The organism is Devosia sp. FJ2-5-3 (assembly GCF_029201545.1).
Taxonomy (GTDB): Bacteria; Pseudomonadota; Alphaproteobacteria; order Rhizobiales; family Devosiaceae; genus Devosia.
This window is the reverse complement of sequence record NZ_CP104007.1, coordinates 3,977,597-3,998,833: the sequence shown is the minus strand read 5'-3', so window position 1 is coordinate 3,998,833 and position 21,237 is coordinate 3,977,597. Positions and strand designations below refer to the sequence as shown.

General features: G+C 62.2%; 17 protein-coding genes. 12 read left to right on the top strand and 5 right to left on the bottom strand.

All coding sequences use genetic code 11. From position 1 onward, the window contains the following. Window positions 1–28: 28 nt before the first annotated feature. Both N0P34_RS19145 and N0P34_RS19140 read right to left on the bottom strand, forming a co-directional pair. The gene (locus N0P34_RS19145; RefSeq protein WP_275604794.1) at window positions 29–931 is read right to left on the bottom strand and encodes a cell wall hydrolase; all 903 of its coding nucleotides are present in this window, start codon (window positions 929–931) and stop codon (window positions 29–31) included. A gap of 275 nt (window positions 932–1,206) precedes the next feature. After that, window positions 1,207–1,869 (bottom strand): HAD family phosphatase, encoded by a 663-nt coding sequence (locus N0P34_RS19140; RefSeq protein ID WP_275604793.1) that lies wholly within the window; start codon window positions 1,867–1,869, stop codon window positions 1,207–1,209. A gap of 105 nt (window positions 1,870–1,974) precedes the next feature. Between N0P34_RS19140 and N0P34_RS19135 the strand changes: the two genes are divergently transcribed. Both N0P34_RS19135 and N0P34_RS19130 read left to right on the top strand, forming a co-directional pair. Further along, entirely contained in the window at window positions 1,975–3,384 is a 1,410-nt protein-coding gene (locus tag N0P34_RS19135) for a YdiU family protein (protein WP_275604792.1), read from the top strand. Between the two features lie 166 nt (window positions 3,385–3,550). Next, window positions 3,551–4,102, top strand: a complete 552-nt coding sequence (locus N0P34_RS19130; RefSeq protein ID WP_275604791.1) for a gamma carbonic anhydrase family protein — start codon at window positions 3,551–3,553, stop codon at window positions 4,100–4,102. On the opposite strand, the gene N0P34_RS19125 is transcribed toward N0P34_RS19130, so the two are convergent. Together N0P34_RS19125 and polA are read right to left on the bottom strand one after the other, a co-directional pair. Continuing rightward, window positions 4,099–4,578, bottom strand: a complete 480-nt coding sequence (locus tag N0P34_RS19125; protein ID WP_275604790.1) for a hypothetical protein — start codon at window positions 4,576–4,578, stop codon at window positions 4,099–4,101. The genes N0P34_RS19130 and N0P34_RS19125 overlap by 4 nt on opposite strands. Before the next feature lie 479 nt (window positions 4,579–5,057). Continuing rightward, window positions 5,058–7,973 (bottom strand): DNA polymerase I, encoded by a 2,916-nt coding sequence (gene polA / locus N0P34_RS19120; protein ID WP_275604789.1) that lies wholly within the window; start codon window positions 7,971–7,973, stop codon window positions 5,058–5,060. A 171-nt stretch (window positions 7,974–8,144) separates the two neighbouring features. Here polA and N0P34_RS19115 point away from each other — a divergent pair, with 171 nt between their 5' ends. Next, window positions 8,145–8,414 (top strand): hypothetical protein, encoded by a 270-nt coding sequence (locus N0P34_RS19115; protein WP_275604788.1) that lies wholly within the window; start codon window positions 8,145–8,147, stop codon window positions 8,412–8,414. A 183-nt stretch (window positions 8,415–8,597) separates the two neighbouring features. Here N0P34_RS19115 and N0P34_RS19110 read toward each other — a convergent pair whose 3' ends face one another. Beyond that, window positions 8,598–9,173, bottom strand: a complete 576-nt coding sequence (locus N0P34_RS19110; RefSeq protein ID WP_275604787.1) for a GcrA family cell cycle regulator — start codon at window positions 9,171–9,173, stop codon at window positions 8,598–8,600. Between the two features lie 378 nt (window positions 9,174–9,551). Here N0P34_RS19110 and N0P34_RS19105 point away from each other — a divergent pair, with 378 nt between their 5' ends. The 9 genes from N0P34_RS19105 to N0P34_RS19065 all read left to right on the top strand — a co-directional run bounded on the left by N0P34_RS19105 (window position 9,552) and on the right by N0P34_RS19065 (window position 20,928). After that, on the top strand, window positions 9,552–10,751 hold the full coding sequence (locus N0P34_RS19105; protein WP_275604786.1) for an aspartate aminotransferase family protein: 1,200 nt from the start codon (window positions 9,552–9,554) through the stop codon (window positions 10,749–10,751). Window positions 10,752–10,875: 124 nt separating this feature from the next. Next, window positions 10,876–11,808: an ornithine carbamoyltransferase gene (argF, locus tag N0P34_RS19100; protein WP_275604785.1), complete on the top strand. Its 933-nt coding sequence runs from the start codon at window positions 10,876–10,878 to the stop codon at window positions 11,806–11,808. 170 nt (window positions 11,809–11,978) lie between these two features. Further along, window positions 11,979–13,001: an Hsp33 family molecular chaperone gene (locus N0P34_RS19095; protein WP_345774443.1), complete on the top strand. Its 1,023-nt coding sequence runs from the start codon at window positions 11,979–11,981 to the stop codon at window positions 12,999–13,001. A gap of 352 nt (window positions 13,002–13,353) precedes the next feature. Beyond that, on the top strand, window positions 13,354–14,058 hold the full coding sequence (locus N0P34_RS19090; RefSeq protein ID WP_275604784.1) for a LuxR family transcriptional regulator: 705 nt from the start codon (window positions 13,354–13,356) through the stop codon (window positions 14,056–14,058). A 100-nt stretch (window positions 14,059–14,158) separates the two neighbouring features. Further along, window positions 14,159–14,809 (top strand): acyl-homoserine-lactone synthase, encoded by a 651-nt coding sequence (locus N0P34_RS19085; RefSeq protein WP_275604783.1) that lies wholly within the window; start codon window positions 14,159–14,161, stop codon window positions 14,807–14,809. 10 nt (window positions 14,810–14,819) lie between these two features. Then, the gene (locus N0P34_RS19080) at window positions 14,820–16,667 is read left to right on the top strand and encodes a glycosyltransferase family 2 protein (RefSeq protein WP_275604782.1); all 1,848 of its coding nucleotides are present in this window, start codon (window positions 14,820–14,822) and stop codon (window positions 16,665–16,667) included. Between the two features lie 43 nt (window positions 16,668–16,710). Continuing rightward, a complete protein-coding gene (locus tag N0P34_RS19075; protein WP_275604781.1) occupies window positions 16,711–17,223 on the top strand; it encodes a DUF2937 family protein in 513 nt (170 codons plus the stop codon). Between the two features lie 89 nt (window positions 17,224–17,312). Next, window positions 17,313–18,716: an adenosylhomocysteinase gene (gene ahcY / locus N0P34_RS19070; RefSeq protein ID WP_275604780.1), complete on the top strand. Its 1,404-nt coding sequence runs from the start codon at window positions 17,313–17,315 to the stop codon at window positions 18,714–18,716. Window positions 18,717–18,915: 199 nt separating this feature from the next. Then, complete coding sequence (locus N0P34_RS19065) at window positions 18,916–20,928, top strand: methyl-accepting chemotaxis protein (protein ID WP_275604779.1); 2,013 nt, start codon at window positions 18,916–18,918, stop codon at window positions 20,926–20,928. The last annotated feature ends 309 nt before the right edge of the window (window positions 20,929–21,237 follow it).

The following is a 21,237-nucleotide window of genomic DNA, read 5'->3' as shown; positions in this document are numbered from 1 at the left end:
CGCATCGCGCAGGAGCAAGGACTGAGGCTCAGTTCGGCGAATAGAAGATGTGGGCGCCAACCTGGGCGACGCGGCTATAGGTGTGCGACCAGGACGGGCTGACAGCCGTCGTGTGGTAGAAAAGCGCCGAGCGCGGCAGCGCTCCGATTTCTTCGCCGGTCGCGTAGTCCGCGTAGATCTTTTCAGCAAGCCCGGTGGAACGCGCCCACGCCTGACGCTCGCGCGGCGCATCGGCGCGGCCATCACAGGCGAAGGTGAACTGGCAGCGATAGCGGCCCTTGTCGGCGTTCTGGTAGATCACGCCGCACAGCGAGGACGGATAGCGCTCGGAGCGCGCCCGGTTGACGATGACATTGGCGACCGCCAGCTGGCCGGCAGCGCTTTCACCGCGCGCCTCATGGTAGATTGCCTGGGCCAGGCATTCGCGCTCATTGTTTGCAATTTCGACGCGCTTTGCAGTGGGCTGATAGCCGCTCTCGATATAGGCCGCCAGAACATCGGCGGTGACGCTGGGCTGGGGCCGGGCGATCGGCGCCATGAAGCTGTCGATGGCTGACAGTGCCGTATTGCCGCCGCTGAGCGAGCCGCGGGCGATATAGCCCATCAGCATCTGTGCATTGAGCGGCGCATGGGGGCCATCGAGGGAGACTTCGACAGAGCGCAGCTCTTGCTGGCGCTTGACGTAATTGGCGAGCAGGGCTTCGGTCAGCGGTTGCTGGCCCGGCGCCAGCGGCATGGCGGTCGCGCCCAGCGCGGGCTGGGTGCGCACCTTTGCGACTGTGTCCGGAACGGACAGCGGGATCACGACGTTTGTATCACTGGCCTTGACTGCAAGGGGAGACGCGATGACGCCGGCGACCATGACCGTCGCCGCGAGCGCTGCTGCCTGCGATGCTATCCGCAGGATTTTCTTCCGCCAGGCTGCAGTCAATGCCCCGTCCTTGCCCCTGAGCCCGTCCAGTCCTACCGGCGGGCCTTCTGTTGGACCCCAGAGGGTCCGTCTTGCTGGCAGGCACACTAGCCAAGCCTGCAAAGAGATGGAAGCCAAAATTTACGGCCGGTTAACCATAGGCCTTAGCTTCTTAAAACACGGTTAATCGGCCGAGCAGCAAAAGAAAACCCATGAAATTCATGGGTTTGCAAAGTGCTGAATCGGCGCTTTCCGAGAAAGCTAAAAGTTTAGGGGTGGTTTTAAGCGATCAAATCTTAACGGGGGAAGGCAGCCTTGTGCACAAGCACGAGGCTTTCCATGATCGTGATGCCGAGAGATTGGATCTCCTCGGAGGGGGCGACCAGGTCTGGGATCATGATGGTCTGCATGCCCGCCGCATGGGCGGCGCGGACGCCGGCAAAACTGTCTTCGAGCGCCAGGCAATCCTGCGGTTTCATCGCAAGCCGGCCCGCTGCCATGAGATAGGGCTCGGGATGCGGCTTGGGATTGATGACGTCATCGCGGGTGACGATCGTATCGAAGAGGTCGATCAGCCCGGCTGCCCCCAGATGGTGTCGGGCATGGGGATTGCGCGAGGAGGTCGCGACGGCAGTGGGGATATTGTTTTCGTGCAGCGCCGCGATGAACTCCCGCACGCCCGGCTTGAGCGGTACTCCGGCATGGCTGCGCTCGCGCATCACCACACGGCACTTCTCGTCGAACAGCGAATAGGGGAAACTGACCCCATAGGCCTCGATCAGCAATTGGCTGGTTCGTTCATGGCTGGACCCGACCATGCCGCTATGCACTTGATCGGTCATTTCAAAACCGAGATCGGTGCACACCTCGAAAACGATGGTCTTGAACATCGCTTCGGTATCGAGCAGCGTGCCATCCATGTCGAAGATGGCGGCCTGGAAGGGAGCAATCTGTGTCATTGGTGTGCATATAGGCCGATTTGACGACAATCGCCAGACATCGGGGCGCAAGGCGGCATTGCACTTGCGAAAGGACCCCATGGCGGGCGAAAAGCGTTGGTGATCATGACCCAGTTCCTTCCTGCACGCTCCCACGCCGATCTCGGCCGCGACTTCTTCGATCCCGTCGCCCCGGCCGATTTTCCCAAAACCATATTGCGCCATCGCGACCAGCGCTGGGCCGAACGGCTCGGCCTTGCAGATTTGAGCGAAGAGCAATGGCTGGCTCATTTCGGTCGCTTTGAGCCCTTGCCCGGCTCGCTCCCCGAGCCGCTGGCGCTGCGTTATCATGGCCACCAGTTCCGGTCCTATAATCCCGAACTCGGCGACGGGCGCGGCTTCCTCTTTGCCCAGTGCATCGACCCCTCCGATGGTCGCCTCCTCGATTTCGGCACCAAGGGCTCGGGAAAAACCCCGTGGTCGCGCGGCGGCGACGGGCGCCTGACGCTCAAGGGCGGCGTGCGCGAAGTGCTGGCCACAGAAATGCTCGAAGCGCTGGGGGTCTATACCTCGAAGAGCTTTGCGCTGGTGGAAACAGGCGAACAGCTCTGGCGCGGGGATGAGCCGTCGCCGACACGGTCTGCCGTCCTGACCCGGCTGAGCCACAGCCATATCCGCATCGGCACTTTTCAGCGGCTGGCCTATCTCGAGGACACGCAAAACCTTGAAAAACTGGTCGATTACGCCATCGCCCACTATTACCCGGAGCTGGCCGGCGCCGAGGACCGGCCCGCCGCCTTTCTCGAAGCTGTGGTGGGCAATGTCGCGCGCCTGGGGGCGCAATGGATCAGTGCGGGGTTTGTGCATGGCGTGCTTAACACCGACAATATCAACATTACCGGCGAGAGCTTCGACTACGGGCCCTGGCGGTTCCTGCCCCATTACGATCCCGATTTTACCGCTGCCTATTTCGATGAGACCGGGCTTTATAGTTTTGGTCGCCAGCCGGACACGCTGGCCTGGAATTTGACGCGCCTGGCCGAATGCCTCGTGCCGCTGTCGAGCGTCGAAAAGCTCGAGCCGGCGCTGAACAGCATCTGGCCGGTGTTTCGCGACGAACTGCCCCGGCAGATCTTGCGGCGGCTCGGCCTTGTGCCGCGCGACACGGAAAGCGATGGCGCCTTCGTGACGGCGCTGTTCGGCTTCCTCTCGGCCAGCAGGGCGCCTTACGAACAGTTTTTCTTCGATTGGCGCGGCGGGGCAGCGAGCGCCGAACGCGCGGCGCAAAGTCCTTCGGCCGCCCACTATGCCGGCGAGGCGTTTCGCCCGGTGGCAGACGGGCTGGAAGCCTATGCGCCGGTAGCGGATCTCAATCTCTCCCACCCCTATTTCGCGCGCAAAGCCCCGCGCACCATGCTGATCGACGAGGTTGAGGCCATCTGGGCGCCAATCGCCGAGAGCGATGACTGGGGGCTTTTTCACCAGGCCCTGGCCGAGATTGCCGAAATGCGCGAGGCCTATGGCGTAAGGCTTTGAGAGCGTCGACGCCGGCTGGTTTTCACCGTGGCTTTCCCGCGCAAGCGGGAGCCCCTACTAACGGAGGTCCCCGCTTTCGCGGGGATGACAATCGCGTTTGCTTGCCCGCCCTCTACCGCTGCACGCCTGCAGCGCCTAAAATGATCTGGACGAGGAGGATCAGACAATGCCGATATATGCGCTGGACGGAGTGGCCCCGGAGATCGATTCCGATGTCGGCTTTGTTGCTCCCAATGCGGTGCTGGTGGGCGATGTGGTGCTGGGGCCGGAGGTTGGCGTCTGGTTCGGCGTGGTGGCGCGCGGCGACAATGAGCGCATCGCCATCGGGGCCAGGTCCAATGTGCAGGAAAACTGCGTGCTGCACACCGATATGGGCTTTCCGCTGACCATCGGAGAAAATTGCACCATCGGCCATAGCGCCATCCTGCATGGCTGTACGATCGGCGATAATTCCCTGATCGGCATGGGCGCTACCGTGCTCAACGGCGCAAAAATCGGCAAGAACTGCCTGATCGGCGCAAATGCGCTGGTGACCGAAGGCAAGGAAATTCCCGACAATTCGCTGGTCGTCGGGGCGCCCGCAAAAGTCGTGCGCACGCTTGACGCAGCCGCGGCCGCAAGGCTGGCCGCCTCGGCGGAAAGTTACGTGAAAAATGCCCGCCGCTTTGCCGCCGGCATGGTGGAAGTGCCGCGCCGGGTGGAGTTCGACCCGGCCTAAAGCTGGTCGGTGGCGGTGATGCCGGACTGCGGGTCGCGCATGACCCGGATTTTTCGGCAGTCATCCGCCCCGTGGTGCTTGCGGCGGGGATCGCCGCGATCCACCAATTCCAGTCGACGCCGATCCGGACCGAAATATTTCCCCGTGTCCACATAGATGTGTTCGTGATGCAGCTGCGCGACGAGCTTGCGCGCCATTTCCTCGCGACCATCGACCAGGAACAGCACTTCGTCGAAGCCGATATCGATGAGGGCGATAATCCGGTGGCGTGGGCCGCTCGGGACAATGCAGATGACAGGCGCATAGCGACGCAGCGGATTGGACTGCGCCCTTATGGTTTGCAGGAGCCTGGTCTTGGCGGGATCGGCCATGATGTCGTGGACGAGAAAATAGATCAGCCGGTTCTCCGCGATCGAGGCCAGCTGGCTCTGATCGACGACCTGGCCGAACCCCAATTGCGTGCCAAGGTCACGCATTGACGGTAAAGTGCTGTCGCTGCCGGAAAAAATAACTGCGGAGCATTCGTCCAGAGGTTGTATTCGGGCATGGGAGTTCAATTTCCCCTCCGCAAATAAACGAAGTGCATTCTGGAAATTAAAGCTGATCTATATTTGTTAAGTAACTGTAAGGGAAATGTCTTAGGGGAGGTGTTTATTTGATCGTGTCTGGGCGCGCCCGAGCGGCGTGGGTGCACATGAAATGTCCGTGCCCGCACCGCCAATTTTTACGCGCTGCTCTCATTCCAACCGCCGAGCGTCCCGTCAAATGCTGGCGACACGTGAGGGAATTGGCGACACGGGCTTTTTGGGCTCACGACCAGCGAGAGGTGAGCCCGCGGGTCAAGCCCAGGGTGCCGGTGGAATAATCGGTGCTGGCAGGTCGCCCTCCTTAGAGCGCCGCAAGGCGGTGCGCTGACTGGCCGTATCCCCTCATCCTAGAGAGCACAAAGGCTTGCCTAGTGCGCTTCGTCCCAGTTCTTGGCCGCATGCGCGTCAACCTGGATCGGCACACTCAGCCGCACCGCCGGTTCTGCTGCCGTTTCCATGACCTTCTTGATGGCCGGGATGGCCGCCTCTTCGGTGCCTTCGGGGACTTCGAAGATCAGTTCGTCATGGACCTGCAGCAGCATGTCGGCCTCGATGCCGGCCTTGGCCAGTTCGGGCTCCATGCGGATCATGGCGCGGCGGATGATGTCGGCGGCGGAGCCCTGGATCGGGGCGTTGATGGATGCGCGCTCGACAAAGCTGCGCTCGCTCGGATTGCCCGAATTGGCGTTCGGGAACTGGATTTTCCGCCCGAAAATGGTGGTCACAAACCCCTCAGCTTTCACGCGGGTGCGCTGGGCGTCCATATAGTCCTTGATGCCCGGAAAACGCTCGAAATAGGTCTTGATATAATCGCCGGCCTCGCCCCGGGCGATGCCGAGCTGGTTGGCGAGGCCAAAGGCGGAAATGCCGTAGATAATGCCGAAATTGATGGCCTTGGCGCGGCGGCGCACTTCGGAGGGCATGTCCTTGACCGGAACATTGAACATTTCCGAGGCCGTCATGGCGTGAATGTCGAGACCTTCCTCGAACGCGTCCTTGAGCGCCTGGATATCGGCGATATGCGCGAGAACGCGCAATTCGATCTGGGAATAGTCGGCGGAGATCAGGGTTTTGCCCGGCGCGGCCACGAAGGCGGCGCGGATTTTGCGGCCATCGGCGGTGCGGACCGGGATGTTCTGAAGGTTCGGTTCGTTGGAAGAGAGGCGGCCGGTGAGGACGCTCGCCTGCTGGTAGGAGGTGTGCACGCGGCCGGTGCGCTGATTGATATAGGTGGGCAGGGCATCGGTATAGGTGCCCTTGAGCTTGGTCAGCTGGCGCCAATCGACAATGGTGCGCGCCAGCGGCACGCCCTTGAGGGCGAGGTCTTCGAGCACATCGGCGCCGGTTGACCAGGCACCGGTCTTGGTCTTGCTGCCGCCCTCGATCTGCATCTTTTCAAAGAGGATCTCGCCGAGCTGTTTTGGCGAACCGAGATTGAAGCTCTGACCGGCCAACTCGAACGCCTCGGCCTCGAAGGCGGCGGCGCGCTGGGCGAAATCGCCCGAAAGGCGAGCCAGGATCTGCCGGTCGATGGTGATCCCGCGCGCTTCCATGCGGGCGAGCACCGGCGCGAGCGGGCGCTCCAGCGTCTCATAGAGCGTCGTGGCGTTTTCGGCCGAGAGGCGGGGCTTGAGCACATGCCAGAGGCGGAGCGTCAGGTCGGCATCCTCGGCGCCATAGCGGGCGGCCGCGGGAATATCGATCTGGTCGAAGGTTTTCTGCGCCTTGCCGGTACCGGCCAGCGCGGTGAAGCTGATGGTCTTGTGCTCGAGCCAATGGTCGGCAAGCACGTCGAGGCCATTATAGCGCGGGCCATCAAGGGCATAGGAGATGAGCATGGTGTCGTCGATCGGCGCCATGGCGATGCCGTAGCGGACGAAGATTTCCATGTCATATTTGACGTTCTGGCCGATCTTGAGGATGGAGCGCGCCTCAAGCACGGGCTTGAGCGCGTCCAGCACCTCGCGGATCGGCAATTGCCCCTCCACAAGGCCGCCACCGGAGAGGAGATCGCCTGCCTTGGCGTGGCCGACCGGGATATAGGCGCCTTCGCCGATCCGGGTGGACAGGCAGATGCCGACGAGATCGGCCGATTGCGGATCGAGCCCGGTGGTTTCGGTGTCGATGGCGACATGGCCGACATCGATGATCTTTTCGACCCAGGCCGCCAATTGTTCCGGTGTGGTGATGGTCTCGTAGGCGTCGTAAGCGACCGGGATGGCCTTTATGCGGGCATGCTCCTCGGCGGCGAAACGGGCAGGGCCGGTCCCGGGCACGATATTGGCGGCAAGCTTGGCCTTGGCGACCGACAGCGTGGTGGATTTGAGCGAGGCAGGGGCTGACGCGCCACCGGCGCGCAGCTCGGGATCGGCCTCGAAATCATCGGGATTGGCTTCGAGCAGGCCCGCCAGGCGTTTCGTGATCGTGGCAAATTCCATCGCTTTTAGGAATGGAAACAGGGTCGAGGGGCTGATGGGTTGGCGCACGAGGCCATCGAGGTCGATCTCGACCGGCACGGCCTGTTCAAGCGTCACCAGGCGCTTCGAGACGCGGGCGAGCTCGGCATTGGCGATGAGCTTTTCGCGGCGGGCATTCTGCTTGATCTCGGACGCGCGCTCGAGCAGCGTTTCGAGATTGCCATAGATATTGATGAGTTCGGCGGCGGTCTTGACGCCGATGCCGGGCACGCCGGGAACGTTGTCGACGCTGTCCCCGCAAAGCGCCTGCACGTCGATCACCTTGTCCGGGGTGACGCCGAATTTGGTGAAGACTTCATCGGGTCCGATCCAGCGCAGCGGCGGCTGGCCGGGGCGGGGGATGGTATCGAGCAGGCGGATCGAGCCATCGGGCTCGACGAGCTGCATCAAATCCTTGTCCGAGGAGGCTATGGTGACCTTCATCCCCGCCTTGCGGGCCATCACCGCATAGGTCGCCATGATGTCGTCGGCCTCCCAGCCCTCCATTTCGATGGAGGGGATGGAAAAGGCGCGCGTCGCCGAACGGGTGAGGGGGAATTGCGGCACCAGCTCTTCGGGCGCAGGCGGGCGCTGGGCCTTGTATTGGGGATAGATATCGTCGCGGAACGTCTTGCCCTTGGCGTCGAAGATGACGGCCATGTGGGTGGGGGCGTCGTCGCCATCCATGTCCTGGGTCAGCTTGAACAGCATATTGCAGAACCCCTGGACACAGCCCACCGGCAGTCCGTCGGACTTGCGGTTGAGCGGCGGCAGGGCGTGGAAGGCGCGGAAAATATAACCCGAGCCATCAACGAGCAGCAGATGCATGACGATTCCCCTTTTGGTGCGGGCGCAACTCTAATGGCTCAGGAACAAAAGCGGTACCTCCTTTTTGCGCAGACAGGACTTCCACCGGGGGAGAAATGCGCGCGGAGCGGGCAACCTCTGGCCCGCCCAGCCCGTTGATGGGGAAACAGGAATTGGTGCGGAGGCATGGCCATGGAGTTTTTTCGCAAGGCCGAGCGGGTCAACTGGAACCAGCTCAGAATGCAGGAACAATTGGTCATGCTGGCGATGACCGCCGAACCGCAGCGCCATGTCGAATGGGTGATCCAGCGTTCGCTTTGCTACTACAAGCTCGGTGAAATCACCCCCTGGGGGCTACGGCTGACCCATCTGGGTCGCTATGTTCTGGCTGAACGCCATGGTCTGCCAGTGGTGGTGGGGCGCGACCCCAAGGCGGCGCTGGCGGCCTCCACCGCCGGGTGACATCGCCCGCGGTCAGAAGGCGTGGCAGTGATTTCGTGAGATGCCCCTGAATTGTGTTCGGGGGCATTTTTTTCGTCTGCGTCCCTTAACGATAGCGCGGCTTCGTCCGTCCCGCCTCGCCCGGTTGCACCGGACAAAGAAAAGGGCGCCCGCGGCGCCCTTCATCATTCCGATCGGCAGAAATCAGCGCTTGCGCTTATCGAGCTGGTGATAGGCGCGGCGCGAGTGGAATTCGCAATAGGGGCCGGTTTCCAGGCTATGCTGGCCGCAGAAATAGAAATCCTTGGTCAGCGGATCGCCGATCGGCCATTTGCAGGTGTGCTCGTTCAGCTGAAGCAGCGACAGGCGCTTGTGCTCGGGGATGAACAATTCGGCTGCGGCAGGAGCCACATACATTTCGGTCTCGATCTGGGGGCTGATGGCGAGGGCCGTCGCACCCATGACCTGAGGCCGGGAAATCGTCGTCTGCGGGCGCGGCTTGACGGCCGAGGCCATCGGGCTTGCACCGGTCGAGACCGAAGGGCTTGCCGGGCGGCGCGGCGCGGGACGCGCTGCGGGCCGTGCCCGGGGAGTGGTGTTGGTCGGCTTGGCGCGCGCCGACAGCTTGAGGCGGTGAACCTTGCCGATAACGGCATTGCGGGTGACGCCTTCGCCCAGTTCGCCTGCGATCTGGCTGGCGCTGAGGCCTTCCATCCAGAGCTTTTTCAAAAGCTCGACGCGATCATCGGTCCAGCCAGCCGGCTGTGTTCCTGATACCATTGTCAAAATAGAATCCTCTATTGTGCCGCCAAAGTGGGCTTGGCAGCCTTTACGACTCTACAGCTCGTATGCTGAGCGGGTCCGCCGCACGAAATATCGTGTCCCCCGACAGCACTGAGACTACGACATCGGTGGAATCGGGATCAAGAGTCGGGGGCCAATTTCCCCGTTTATTCATTGGTTAAAATCGCCTTAACAATCATTGAGTCAAATCAGGGACTTGGCGCGAATGCGTTGACTTGTCGGTCGAAATTCGCCTAATTCTCGTGGCCAAACGCGCTTCCAAACCGGCGCGTTTTTGGTTTTTGTGGCAGCTTTGCCACGGTGGGCGCCTTTTGGGCGTCCGGCGCGAAAACGATTGAGAAAAGGAAACGCTCCATGTCTGCGCTCTATGGCACATACGCCCGGTCTGAACTCGCCTTTGAGCGGGGCGAGGGCATGCGCCTTTTTGACCAGCAGGGGCGAGAATATCTCGATTTCCATTCCGGCATCGCGGTCAACGCGCTGGGCCATGGCGATCCGCATCTGGTGAGCGCGCTCAAGGCCGCCGCCGACAAGGTCTGGCATACCTCCAACGTCTTCTCCATTCCCGAGCAGGAACGGCTGGGCCAGCGGCTGGTCGATGCGACCTTCGCCGACAAGGTGTTTTTCACCAATTCGGGCGCCGAGGCCATCGAATGCGCCATCAAGACGGCGCGGCACTACGCTTATTCCAAGGGCCAGCCGGACCGCTACGAGATCATTGCCTTTACCGGCTCCTTCCATGGCCGGACGCTGGGCACGATCGCTGCAGGCGGCAATCCGAGCTATCTCGAGGGCTTTGGGCCTCCGGTGCCGGGCTTCAAGCATACCGCGCCGGGCGATCTCGAGGCGGTAAAGGCCCTCGTCGGCCCTCAGACCTGTGCCATTCTCATCGAGCCCGTGCAGGGCGAGGGCGGGGTGACCGCCATGAGCAATGACTTCCTCCAGGGCCTGCGCCAGATTTGCGACGACAACGATCTCGTGCTGATCTTTGACGAAGTGCAATGTGGCTTCGGCCGGACCGGGCGCTTCTTTGCTCATGAATGGGCCGGCGTCACCCCCGATATCGTAGCCGTGGCCAAGGCCATTGGCGGCGGTTTCCCGCTGGGCGCATGCCTCGCGAAGGAAGAAGTCGCGGCCTCCATGGTTCCGGGCACGCATGGTTCGACCTATGGCGGCAACCCGATGGCCTGCGCCGTCGGCAATGCCGTGCTCGACCGCATCCTGGCGCCCGGCTTCCTCGACCATGTCAACACGTTGGGCCAGCGCCTGGCCTGGCATCTGGGCCAGCTGGCGCAGAAATACCCCGACTATGTGCTCGAATTGCGTGGCAAGGGCCTGCTCGCTGGCATCAAGATCACTCCGCCGGTGCGCGATTTCGTCGGCCGGCTGCGCGACGACCATCAGATGCTGGCAATCGGCGCCGGCGACAATGTGCTGCGCCTCCTGCCGCCCCTGATCGTCACCGAAGCCGATATCGAGGAGGCCATGGCCAAGCTCGGTGCCGCTTTTGATGCCATCGAGGCGGAAACCGCGGCGACGCCATCGGCCACCTGATGATCCTGACCTTTTATCATTTTGGCCGCCGCCGAGGACGCTGACATGTTTCGTTAGCCGCCTGTAAACCATACAGGCGGCACAGCTACACCCTTGCACAAAGCGTCAAAAAGGAACCCGGCCCATGAACACGACCGGCACCCCCAGGCATTTTCTTTCTATCGACGATTTTTCCTACGACGAACTGCGCGGCATGCTCAACCAGGCCTATGCCCTGAAAGAGCGCCTCAAGGACGGCGACCGCCCGCAGCTGCTCAAGGATAAAGTGCTGGCGATGATCTTCGAGCGCCAGTCTACGCGCACCCGCGTCAGTTTCGATGTCGGCATGCGCCAGCTCGGCGGCCAGACCCTGATGCTCTCGGGCCAGGAAATGCAGCTCAGCCGCGAGGAAACCCTCGCCGACACCGCCAAGGTGATGAGCCGCTATGTCGATGCCATCATGATCCGTATCCTCAGCCACGCCGATCTGCTCGAACTGGCCGAGGCCGCAACCGTACCGGTGATCAACGGGCTGACCCGCCGCGCCCATCCCTGCCAGATCATGGCCGACCTCATGACCTTTGAAGAACGTCGCGGCGATATCCGTGGCGCCAAGGTCGCCTGGGTCGGGGACAGCAACAATGTGCTGCATTCCTGGGTGAATGCGGCCGAGCTCTTCGAGTGCGAACTCACCATCGCGGTTCCAGACGAATACAGCCCGGAAAAGGACCTCATGCAGGACATCCGGCGGGCCGGCGACAAGGTGCGGCTGATCGAAGATCCGCGCGAGGCCGTCGAGGGTGCCGACCTCGTCATTACCGATACCTGGGTGTCGATGGGCGACGTCGATGCCGCCGAGCGCCGCCGGGTCTTGAAACCCTATCAGGTGAACACCAATTTGATGGCCTTGGCGAATAAAGACGCCCTGTTCATGCACTGCCTGCCCGCCCATCGGGGCGATGAGGTGACCGACGAAGTGATCGATGGTCCCCAGTCGGTTGTGTTCGACGAGGCCGAAAATCGCCTGCACGCCCAGAAAGCCGTATTGTGCTGGGCCTTCGGGGTCGCGACGAACTAGGCGCTTCGCGAAAGCGCCGTCGCTCCTGGCTGAACCTCTATCATCCCCGCGAAAGCGGGGATCTCTTCTTTGATGAAGAGATTTTCCCCGCCGCAAGCGGGAAGGGCAGGGGAAGGTTGGGTAGCGCGTTGCGACGGGGAGGCGTAGCCTCAAGGAAAGACTTGCCGCTTATGACGACGGAAGCCACGACCATGACCGAAAACCTGCTCAGCGCCATGGGCCTGGATCGCCCGGAAACCGGCGATGACGCCGTGGTGCCCTTTACGCTTGAAAAGCTCGATACCCGCGGCCGCTCGGTGCGCCTCGGGCCGGCACTCGACACAATCCTGTCGCGTCACGACTACCCCGTTCCCGTGGCGCGCCTCCTGGGCGAAGCCGTGGTTCTGGCCTCGCTGATCGGCTCCTCGCTGAAATTTGACGGCCGCTTCATCCTCCAGACCCAGACCGATGGGCCGGTCAATCTGATCGTGGTGGATTTTGCCGCCCCCGATGGCATTCGCGGCTATGCACGCTTCGACCAGGAACTGCTGCTCAAGGCTGCCGAAGAGGGCCGGACCAGTGCGCCCGAGCTGATGGGCAAGGGGCATCTGGCCATGACCATCGACCAGGGTCCGCACACCGAGCGCTACCAGGGCATCGTGGCGCTGGACGGCAAGTCCTTCGAAGAAGTGGCGCATACTTATTTCCTCCAGTCCGAGCAGATCCCCACCCAGGTGCGGATCGCCGTGGCGCAGATGACCACCAAGGGCGACCATCGCCCCCGCTGGCGTGCCGGCGGGCTATTGATCCAGCATCTGCCCCAGGGCGGTGCTGCGGTGATGGCCGATCTCCCCGGCGATGGCAATTTCGACAATCCGGACATGGCCGACCCCGATTTCGAGGAAGCCGATGGCTGGAACGAAGCCCGCGCCATGCTGGCGACGGTCGAGGATCTGGAATTGGCCGACCCGGAAATCTCCCCGGAGCGGTTGCTGTTCCGGCTCTATCACGAGACCGGCGTGCGGGTGTTTCCGCCGGCCGGCCTTGAAGAGCGGTGCAATTGTTCGGTGGACCGCATCGAAGACATGCTGGCCAACAGCTTCTCGGACGAAGAACGCGACGACATGGCCGTGAACGGAGAAATCGAAGTGGTCTGCGAGTTCTGCTCGACCGCCTATCGGTTCAATCCGCACCACTTCAACGTCAAGAATTGATCCCGGCGGCTCCCGGTATCGGGGGCTGAAGCTGATAAAGCCATGTTAATGCACTGACGCCAGCGGCGCGGTAGGGATCATCTTCCTGCCGCGCCGCTTTCATTTGGGCAGTCGTCCAGGCTGAACGCCGCGATAAGGGCGCGCAAATATACGATTCTAAAGCCCTATCAGGCGGTTGGGTCGCCTTGGTTGGGGAGTATTTTGTAAAAATCATGCCTCGTCAGACATAAAAACGCCGACTGTGCACAGATTGTGAATACCGTCCCGCTTTACCTGCTTGTTATTTTCTTCGAGGGTCGTCAAAATTGACTTTTGTTGATCTTGGGGCTGTAGCGACTTGAATCCTGACCTAATGGCAAGCATCGAGGCCTTGCAGCGCCAGGATTCGACTGATGGTGTGCGCTCGGTGCTCGAGGGCGCTCTCGATCGCTATGGTTTTGACCGCTTCATCATCTCGGGACTGCCGGACAAGTCCAAGGACATTCGAAAATTCGTGGTGCTGTCGCGCTGGGACGAAGAATGGTTCGCGCGCTATTCCGAGCGTGACTATCTCAAGGTCGATCCAATGGTGCGGCATTGCTTTACCACCAGCCTTCCCTTTGACTGGGCTGCTGCCCCATACGACCGGGAGAACAACGCGGCCGCGCGCCAGATGCTGGACGAAGCGCGGGATTTCGGCATGACGAACGGCATATGCGTGCCGCTCCACCTCGAAAACGGCATGCAGGGCATCTTCTCGCTGGTTGGGGACCCGACCAGGCTCCAGATCACCGAACGTCTCGAATTGCAGATGCTCTCGCTCTATACGCTGGGGCAATTGCGCTTTGTCAGTACGTTTTCCGCCGAGGACACGACCCGGCGCACCATAACGCCGCGCGAGGCGGAGGTGTTGAAATGGGCCGCCATGGGCAAGACCGCGGGGGAAATCGCTGAAATTACCGGGACCACCGTTCGCACCGTCAACCAGCACTGCGAAAATGCGCAGCGACGACTGGGCACGCGCAACCGCCTGCACACAGTCGTCGAGGCGATGCGGCGAAACCTCATCACATTGTGAGCCCTTCCAATCTCAAAGCGCTTTCGATATTGGGATTTCTGCCGATTTCCTATCCGTGCTAGCCTGTGGCTAATAGGCGAGCGGTGCAGAGGGCAGTGCTATGCAGGTCGAGATTATCCGCATGCCAGCGGATCCTGAACGACAAGACCTGCTCGAAGAGAATTTTCGCCTGCGTCATCGGGTCCGTCTGGACCGTGACGACAACCAGGCAGTCAACACGCTGGACAGGCGGGGCGTCGATGAATTCGATACTCCCGACGCTGTTCATATCCTCATTATCGAGGGGGGCGCATTGGTGGGGGGATCCCGCCTGACCCCTCTTGATCGACCAAACTTGCTGCAGACAGCCTATTCCGGGCTCGTGCATGGAGACCTCCCCGACCATCCTTCGCTTGGGGCCGATTGGACACATTTTTACGTGCTTTCCGATCGACGCGAAGATGAGCGGCGCACGCCGGAGTCTGCAGCCCTTTTCTGCGCGGTGATGGAGCATGCCCTCAAAGAAGGGTATCGCTTCCTCACCTTTGTCCTGCCCCTGACCCTGATCCAGAACTGCACCTCGGTGGGCTGGCGGATCACCCCGCTCGGAGCGCCACTGGTGCTCGACGGATGCCCCAGCGTGGCGGCCTGGATTGCCGTTGACCAGGCGGCACTGAACAATGTGCAGCGGGCCTGCGGGCTGAGTGAGTCACTCCGCCGCGCCGCGTCCGGTGCCCCGGATATGTCTCGCCGGCCCGGCAATTTCTCCTAGGCGCCCTGCGATGGTGTCGGCGTCCCAGCTCATGCAGGCCATATTGGGACCCGGCTCGGATGAGAGGGACGCGGGTCAGCTGCTGGCCGAAGCCCAGACAGTCGGCGCCGACCCGCTGATCCACGCCGCGGTGACGCGCGCCCTAGGCATCGACGTGGTCATGCGCCGCGCCGCCAGTTTCCTGGGCTTTGCCTTTTTCGACGTGATCTCGGACACGGGCGATCCCATGTCCCCGGCCCGGCCGGAGCTGCTGGCCGATATAAGGGTCGTCCGGGTGCGCACGATCGACAGGCTGGTGACTTATGCTGCACCCGGCTTTTTCGGCCTGCTGACGCTGCATCTGGCCGCCCTGGGCGATCCCACCCTGTTCCGGCGGGTCTGCATCGTGCCCCATGCGGCGATGAAGCAATATCTCGCCCGGGCTGCCAGTGACATGCTGATCACCCAGGCGCGGCAGAACCTGACCCGCCACTGGCCGCGTGCCGTGGCTCAGCTGGAACTGGGCAAGGCCGTGCGTCTGGGCTTTGCGATTGCGCTGCTCTTGGTCGTCGCCGGCCTTCTGGCCTTGCCGTTCATCGATGCGGCCTGGCCGATCCTGGTCTGGATGCCGGTGATGCTGGTGCCCACTCTGGTGCGATTGGCGGCATTGCTGGTGCCCGAGCGCGCCGCGCCCCCGGACGTCGTGCCGGACGAGCAGCCCTTCGATATGCCCATCTATTCCGTGCTGGGGCCGCTGCGCGACGAGGCCGAGATGATCGACCAGCTTTGCGCCGCCCTCAATCAGCTGGACTATCCCGCCCATCGCCTCGACATCATCTTCGTGGTCGAGGAACGCTCCCCCGAAACGATCGCCGCCGTCACCCGCAAGCTCAACAATCCGCGCTTTTGCCTGCTTGAAGTGCCCCATGCACTGCCGCTGACCAAGCCCAAGGCGCTCGACTTCGCCCTGCCTTTCTGCCGGGGGGAGTTCGTCGTGGTGTTCGACGCCGAGGACCGGCCGGAACCGGACCAGTTGCGACGCGTGCTGCGCCATTTTCGCCGGGCGCCGAATTTGCATTGCATCCAGGCGCGGCTGGTCATCGCCAATGGCAGGAAAGGGGTGTTTCCGGCGCTCTTTGCGGGGGAATATGCCGGGCTCTTCTCGGTTTTCCTGCCGGCACTGGCTCATTGGGGCGTGGTCATGCCCCTGGGCGGCACCTCCAATCATTTCCGACTGTCGAGCCTGCGCGCCATTGGTGGCTGGGACGCCTATAATGTTACCGAAGACGCCGATCTGGGGGTGCGATTGGCGCGGCGGCGCCTCGCCTGCGGCACCAGCACAGCAGTGACCTGGGAGGATGCGCCCGAGACCTTGCCCGGTTGGGTGGGCCAGCGCGCCCGCTGGATGAAGGGGTGGATGCAGACCTTTCTCGTCCACAATCGCCATCCCCGCGCCCTGCTGGCCGATCTGGGCTGGCGCCGCCTGCTTGCCTTCGAGATCATCGTCGCCAGCATGGTGCTCGGCCCGCTTCTACACACAGGCTTTCTGGCGATCTGCCTTTTCCAGATGGCTTTCGGCGGCATCGGCCTGCCGCGCATCGGACTTTGGGCGCTGAGCTGCGTCGTCGTCATGGCACTGGGCTATGGCGTTGCCATCGCCACCGCCATTGTCGGTCTGCGCCGCACGGGCCAGGGCGCGTTGATCCCGGCGCAATTATTGCTGCCGTTCTATTGGCTCCTGATCGCCTGGGCGACCCTTCGCGCCCTCCGGGACCTCGCCTTTCGGCCCTTCCACTGGATCAAGACCCGCCACAGCCCGGTGGCTGCGTCAGCACCGCAGCCGGCGCTTCCCGCCCTAGAAAGGACTGTCCGCCCTTGAAAAGACATGACAATCTGTGTTTCTGCGGGCCTGGAGGCAGAGCATGCGACGATTTTTAGCCGGCATTGGCGGCCTTGGGCTGGCGCTGACCATGAGCCAGTTTCCCGAATATGCCCAACAATACACCCAGCGCCTCGGCGGGGCGGTGGACGAGTTGCGCATCGTCACCGAGGAATTCGACCAGGCGGCGATTGCGGGTGGCCTCGACCGGCAGACGGCGCTGGCGCGCTACAATGCCTCGAACGACGAATTCCTCTCTGGCCGCGGCAGCTCCATGACCGCCACCTTCCAGCGCTATGACATGCTGCGCGCCACCCTCGAGCGCATTGAAAACGCCGGTCCGGTGGAGCGGTTGCAGGCGCTCCCGGCCTATCTCGACACGGATATTGGCCGGCGCACGCTGGACAATTTCCGACCCGCTGTACCAGTGACGATGGAGGGCATTCTTTATGCCGGCGGCGGCTTCATCCTCGGCTATCTCGTGCTCTCGGGTTTGGTGCGCTTCTTCACGCTGCCATTTCGACGGAGGCGCTACGCCTATCCGCGCCGTTCATAGGATATAAACATTTCTTTATATGGATTGTTGATCGGTGGCACCTGCTTGCGTATAGGAGAGGAAACGAGAAAACCCTCCGGAGCAGACCCATGACCAGCCGCCCGACCGATTATGCGGTCAAGGACATTTCCCTCGCCGATTTCGGCCGCAAGGAAATCCAGATCGCCGAAATCGAAATGCCCGGCCTGATGGCGATCCGTGAAGAATACGCCGCTGCCCAGCCGCTCAAGGGCGCGCGCATCGCCGGCTCGCTGCACATGACCATCCAGACCGCGGTCCTGATCGAGACGCTGGTGGCGCTGGGCGCCGAAGTGCGCTGGGTCAGCTGCAACATCTTCTCGACCCAGGACCATGCCGCCGCCGCCATCGCCGCCGCCGGCATCCCGGTGTTTGCGCACAAGGGCGAGACGCTGGAAGAATATTGGGAATTTACCGATCGCATGATGGACTGGGGCAATGGCCTGACCCCCAACATGATCCTCGATGATGGCGGCGACGCCACCATGTACATCCTCAACGGCGCCAAGGCCGAAAAGGACATCTCCGTTCTGGCCAAGCCGGGCAATGAGGAAGAGGAAATCTTCTTTGCCACGATCAAGCGCCGCCTTGAAAAGAGCCCCGGCTTCTTCACCGCCATCCGCGATGCCATCCGCGGCGTTTCGGAAGAAACCACCACGGGCGTGATGCGCCTCTATCAGCTGCACGCCAAGGGCGAACTGCCGTTCCCGGCGATCAACGTCAATGACTCGGTCACCAAGTCCAAGTTCGACAACAAGTACGGCACCCGTGAATCCCTTGTCGACGCCATCCGTCGCGGCACCGACGTCATGCTGGCCGGCAAGGTCGCCATCGTCTGCGGCTTCGGTGACGTGGGCAAGGGCTCGGCTGAATCCCTGCGTGGCGCCGGCGCCCGCGTGCTGGTCACCGAAGTCGATCCGATCTGCGCGCTTCAGGCCGCCATGGAAGGCTTTGAGGTGGTGACCCTCGAGGAGGCTGCCCATCGCGCCGATATCGTCGTCACCGCCACCGGCAATCGTGACGTGCTGATGGTCGACGACATGCGCAATCTCAAGGACATGGCCATCGTCTGCAATATCGGCCATTTCGACAATGAGATCGACGTGCTCGGTCTGCGCAACTTCAAGTGGACCAATATCAAGCCGCAGGTCGACATGATCGAGCAGCCCAATGGCAAGCGCCTGATCCTGCTCTCCGAAGGGCGCCTCGTGAACCTGGGCAATGCCACCGGCCACCCGAGCTTTGTCATGTCGGCATCCTTTGCCAACCAGACGCTGGCCCAGATCGAGCTCTGGACCAAGGGCGAGAGCCTCGAAAAGAAGGTTCACGTCCTGCCCAAGCACCTCGACGAAAAGGTCGCGGAACTGCATCTGGCCAAGCTCGGCGCCAAGCTGACCAAGCTGACCAAGACCCAGGCCGACTATATCGGCGTGCCGCAGAACGGCCCGTTCAAATCCGGCGAATACCGCTACTGATCGCTTTTTCAGCACGAATTGAAAGGCCCGCTTCGGCGGGCTTTTCTGTTTGGCAAGTCGATTTCGGCAAGCGGAAAAGGAAGTGGTCGACTGGTTAGGCGAATCTTAAGGCGGACTTGGCATGGGTTGGTTCTGTGTTCTCCTACCCCCTTTGAGTAGCCTCATGTTTGTGTCCCTCCTCGGCAGCATATCTCGCCGAATGTATCTATTGCTCGCCCTGTTCGTTGTCGGCTTCATCGGCGTCGTCTCCTTCCAGCTCTCCCACACCCGGCAAAGCCTGGTCGATCTCAAGCAGATGGAAATCAAGAGCGTGGTCGAGGCAGGCATCTCGCTTCTCTCGGTCTATGACGCGCGGGTCCAAGCTGGAGAGATGACGCTGCAGCAGGCCCAGGCCGAGGCCGTCCGTGCCATCGGCGCCATGCGGTACTCCGTCGATGATTATCTCTTCGTGGTGAGCCATGACTACGTGATGCTGGCCAACACTAATCCGGCCGTCGTCGGCACAAATATGCGGGACCGCGTCGACTCGCGCGGCAAGCGGTTCATCGAGGAATATACCGATGGCGCGCGGCTCAATGGGTCGATCTTCACCACCTTCGGCTTTACCGGGGCCGATGCCGACGCCAAGGAAGTCGACAAGCTGACCTATGTGCAGAATTTTGCGCCCTGGAGCTGGGCCGTCGGCACGGGCGTCCTGCAGACGGACATCGAGGCGCTGTACTGGGGCAATGTGAGGGACATCGCCCTGGCGGCCTCCGGCATCATTCTGACCGTCCTGGTCGCCGGCTGGTTCCTGGCGCAGAGCCTGACCCGTCCTCTCAATCGCCTGCGGGCGCAGATGGACGAATTGACCGAGGGCCGTTTCGACATCTCCGTCGACGGGCTTCAGCGCAGTGATGAAATCGGCGCCATGGCGCGTGCCGTGGAAGTGTTCCGCGAAAACGGGCTCAAGGTCGCTCAGATGACAGAGGCCGAAGCGGCGCGCATCATCACCGACCAGGAAGCCCGCCAGGACATGATGGCCGAACTCCAGCAGGCCTTCGGCCAGGTGGTGGATGCGGCCGTCGATGGCGATTTCTCCCGTCGCGTCTCGGCTGAATTCCCCGATGCCGAACTCAACGCGCTGGCCAAATCGGTCAACAATCTCGTCGAGAGCGTCGATCGCGGCGTCTCGGAAACCCAGGACGTATTGGGCGCGCTGGCCAATACCGATTTGACCCGCCGCATGACCGGCGATTATCGCGGCGCCTTCGCGCGCCTCCAGTCCGACACCAATGCGGTGGCCGACAAGCTGACCGAGATCGTCACCCAGCTGCGGGGCACTTCGGGTGCGCTGAAATCGGCGACACGCGAAATCCTCTCGGGCACCAACGACTTGTCCGAGCGGACCACGCGCCAGGCGGCGACCATCGAGGAAACCTCCGCCTCCATGGAACAGCTGGCCCAGACCGTGGGCGAAAACGCCCGCAAGGCCGCCGATGCCAGCGAAAAGGCGCAGGCCGTGTCGCATTCGGCCGAAGAGGGCGGCGAAGTGATGGCCCAGGCCAACACCGCCATGGAGCGCATCACCGAGAGCTCGGCAAAGATCTCCAACATCATCGGCATGATCGACGACATCGCCTTCCAGACCAATCTCCTGGCGCTCAACGCCTCGGTGGAAGCGGCGCGCGCCGGTGAAGCCGGCAAGGGTTTTGCCGTGGTGGCCGTCGAAGTGCGGCGCCTTGCCCAGTCCTCGGCGGAAGCCTCTTCCGAAATCAAGGGCCTGATCGAACAGAGCGTGCGCGAAGTCGACAGCGGCTCGCGGCTCGTTGCCTCGGCGTCCGGCAAGCTTGCCAGCATGCTGGAATCCCTGCGCGCCAATACCAGCCTGCTTGACGAAATCGCCCGCGCCAGCCGCGAACAGGCCTCCTCGATCGACGAGGTCAACACCGCCGTGCGTCAGATGGACGAGATGACCCAGCACAATGCGGCCCTGGTCGAGGAGGTCAACGCCTCCATCGAGCAAACCGAGGCGCAGGCGAGCGAACTCGACATGGTGGTCGACGTGTTCACCCTCGATGCCAATCGCGCTGCCCGCCACGAGGCGCCTGTGCGCTCGGCGCTGGCAGAAAGGCAGAGCCCCGTCCGTGCTCTGCAGCAGAAGGCCAAGGCCGCTGCGGCCTATCTCACCCACGGCAATGCGGCGATCAAGGAAGACTGGTCCGAGTTCTGATCCCCTGCGGATCGGCATTTCCGGAATGATCCCGACCCTCCCCTTTTGGGGGAGGGTTTTTGTTTGAACAGGCGGCTGCAGCGCTCCGATCGTTCAGCAAAAGAGCGCTAATTGACCGTCGCCGTTCGAATTTGGGGTTGCTGCTTCGTTCCGGGTCAAGGCCTTCCTTAACACTTTGCCCGCAAAGCACAGCCATAAGCACCCTTTTGCACGATTCATCGCGAAGCTATGTTGAGACGATTCGGAAGCGTAGGGGACACGTTACCGGTTCGGGGGCAATTCGAGTTCCGGTGTGTGGAATTCTGCGTG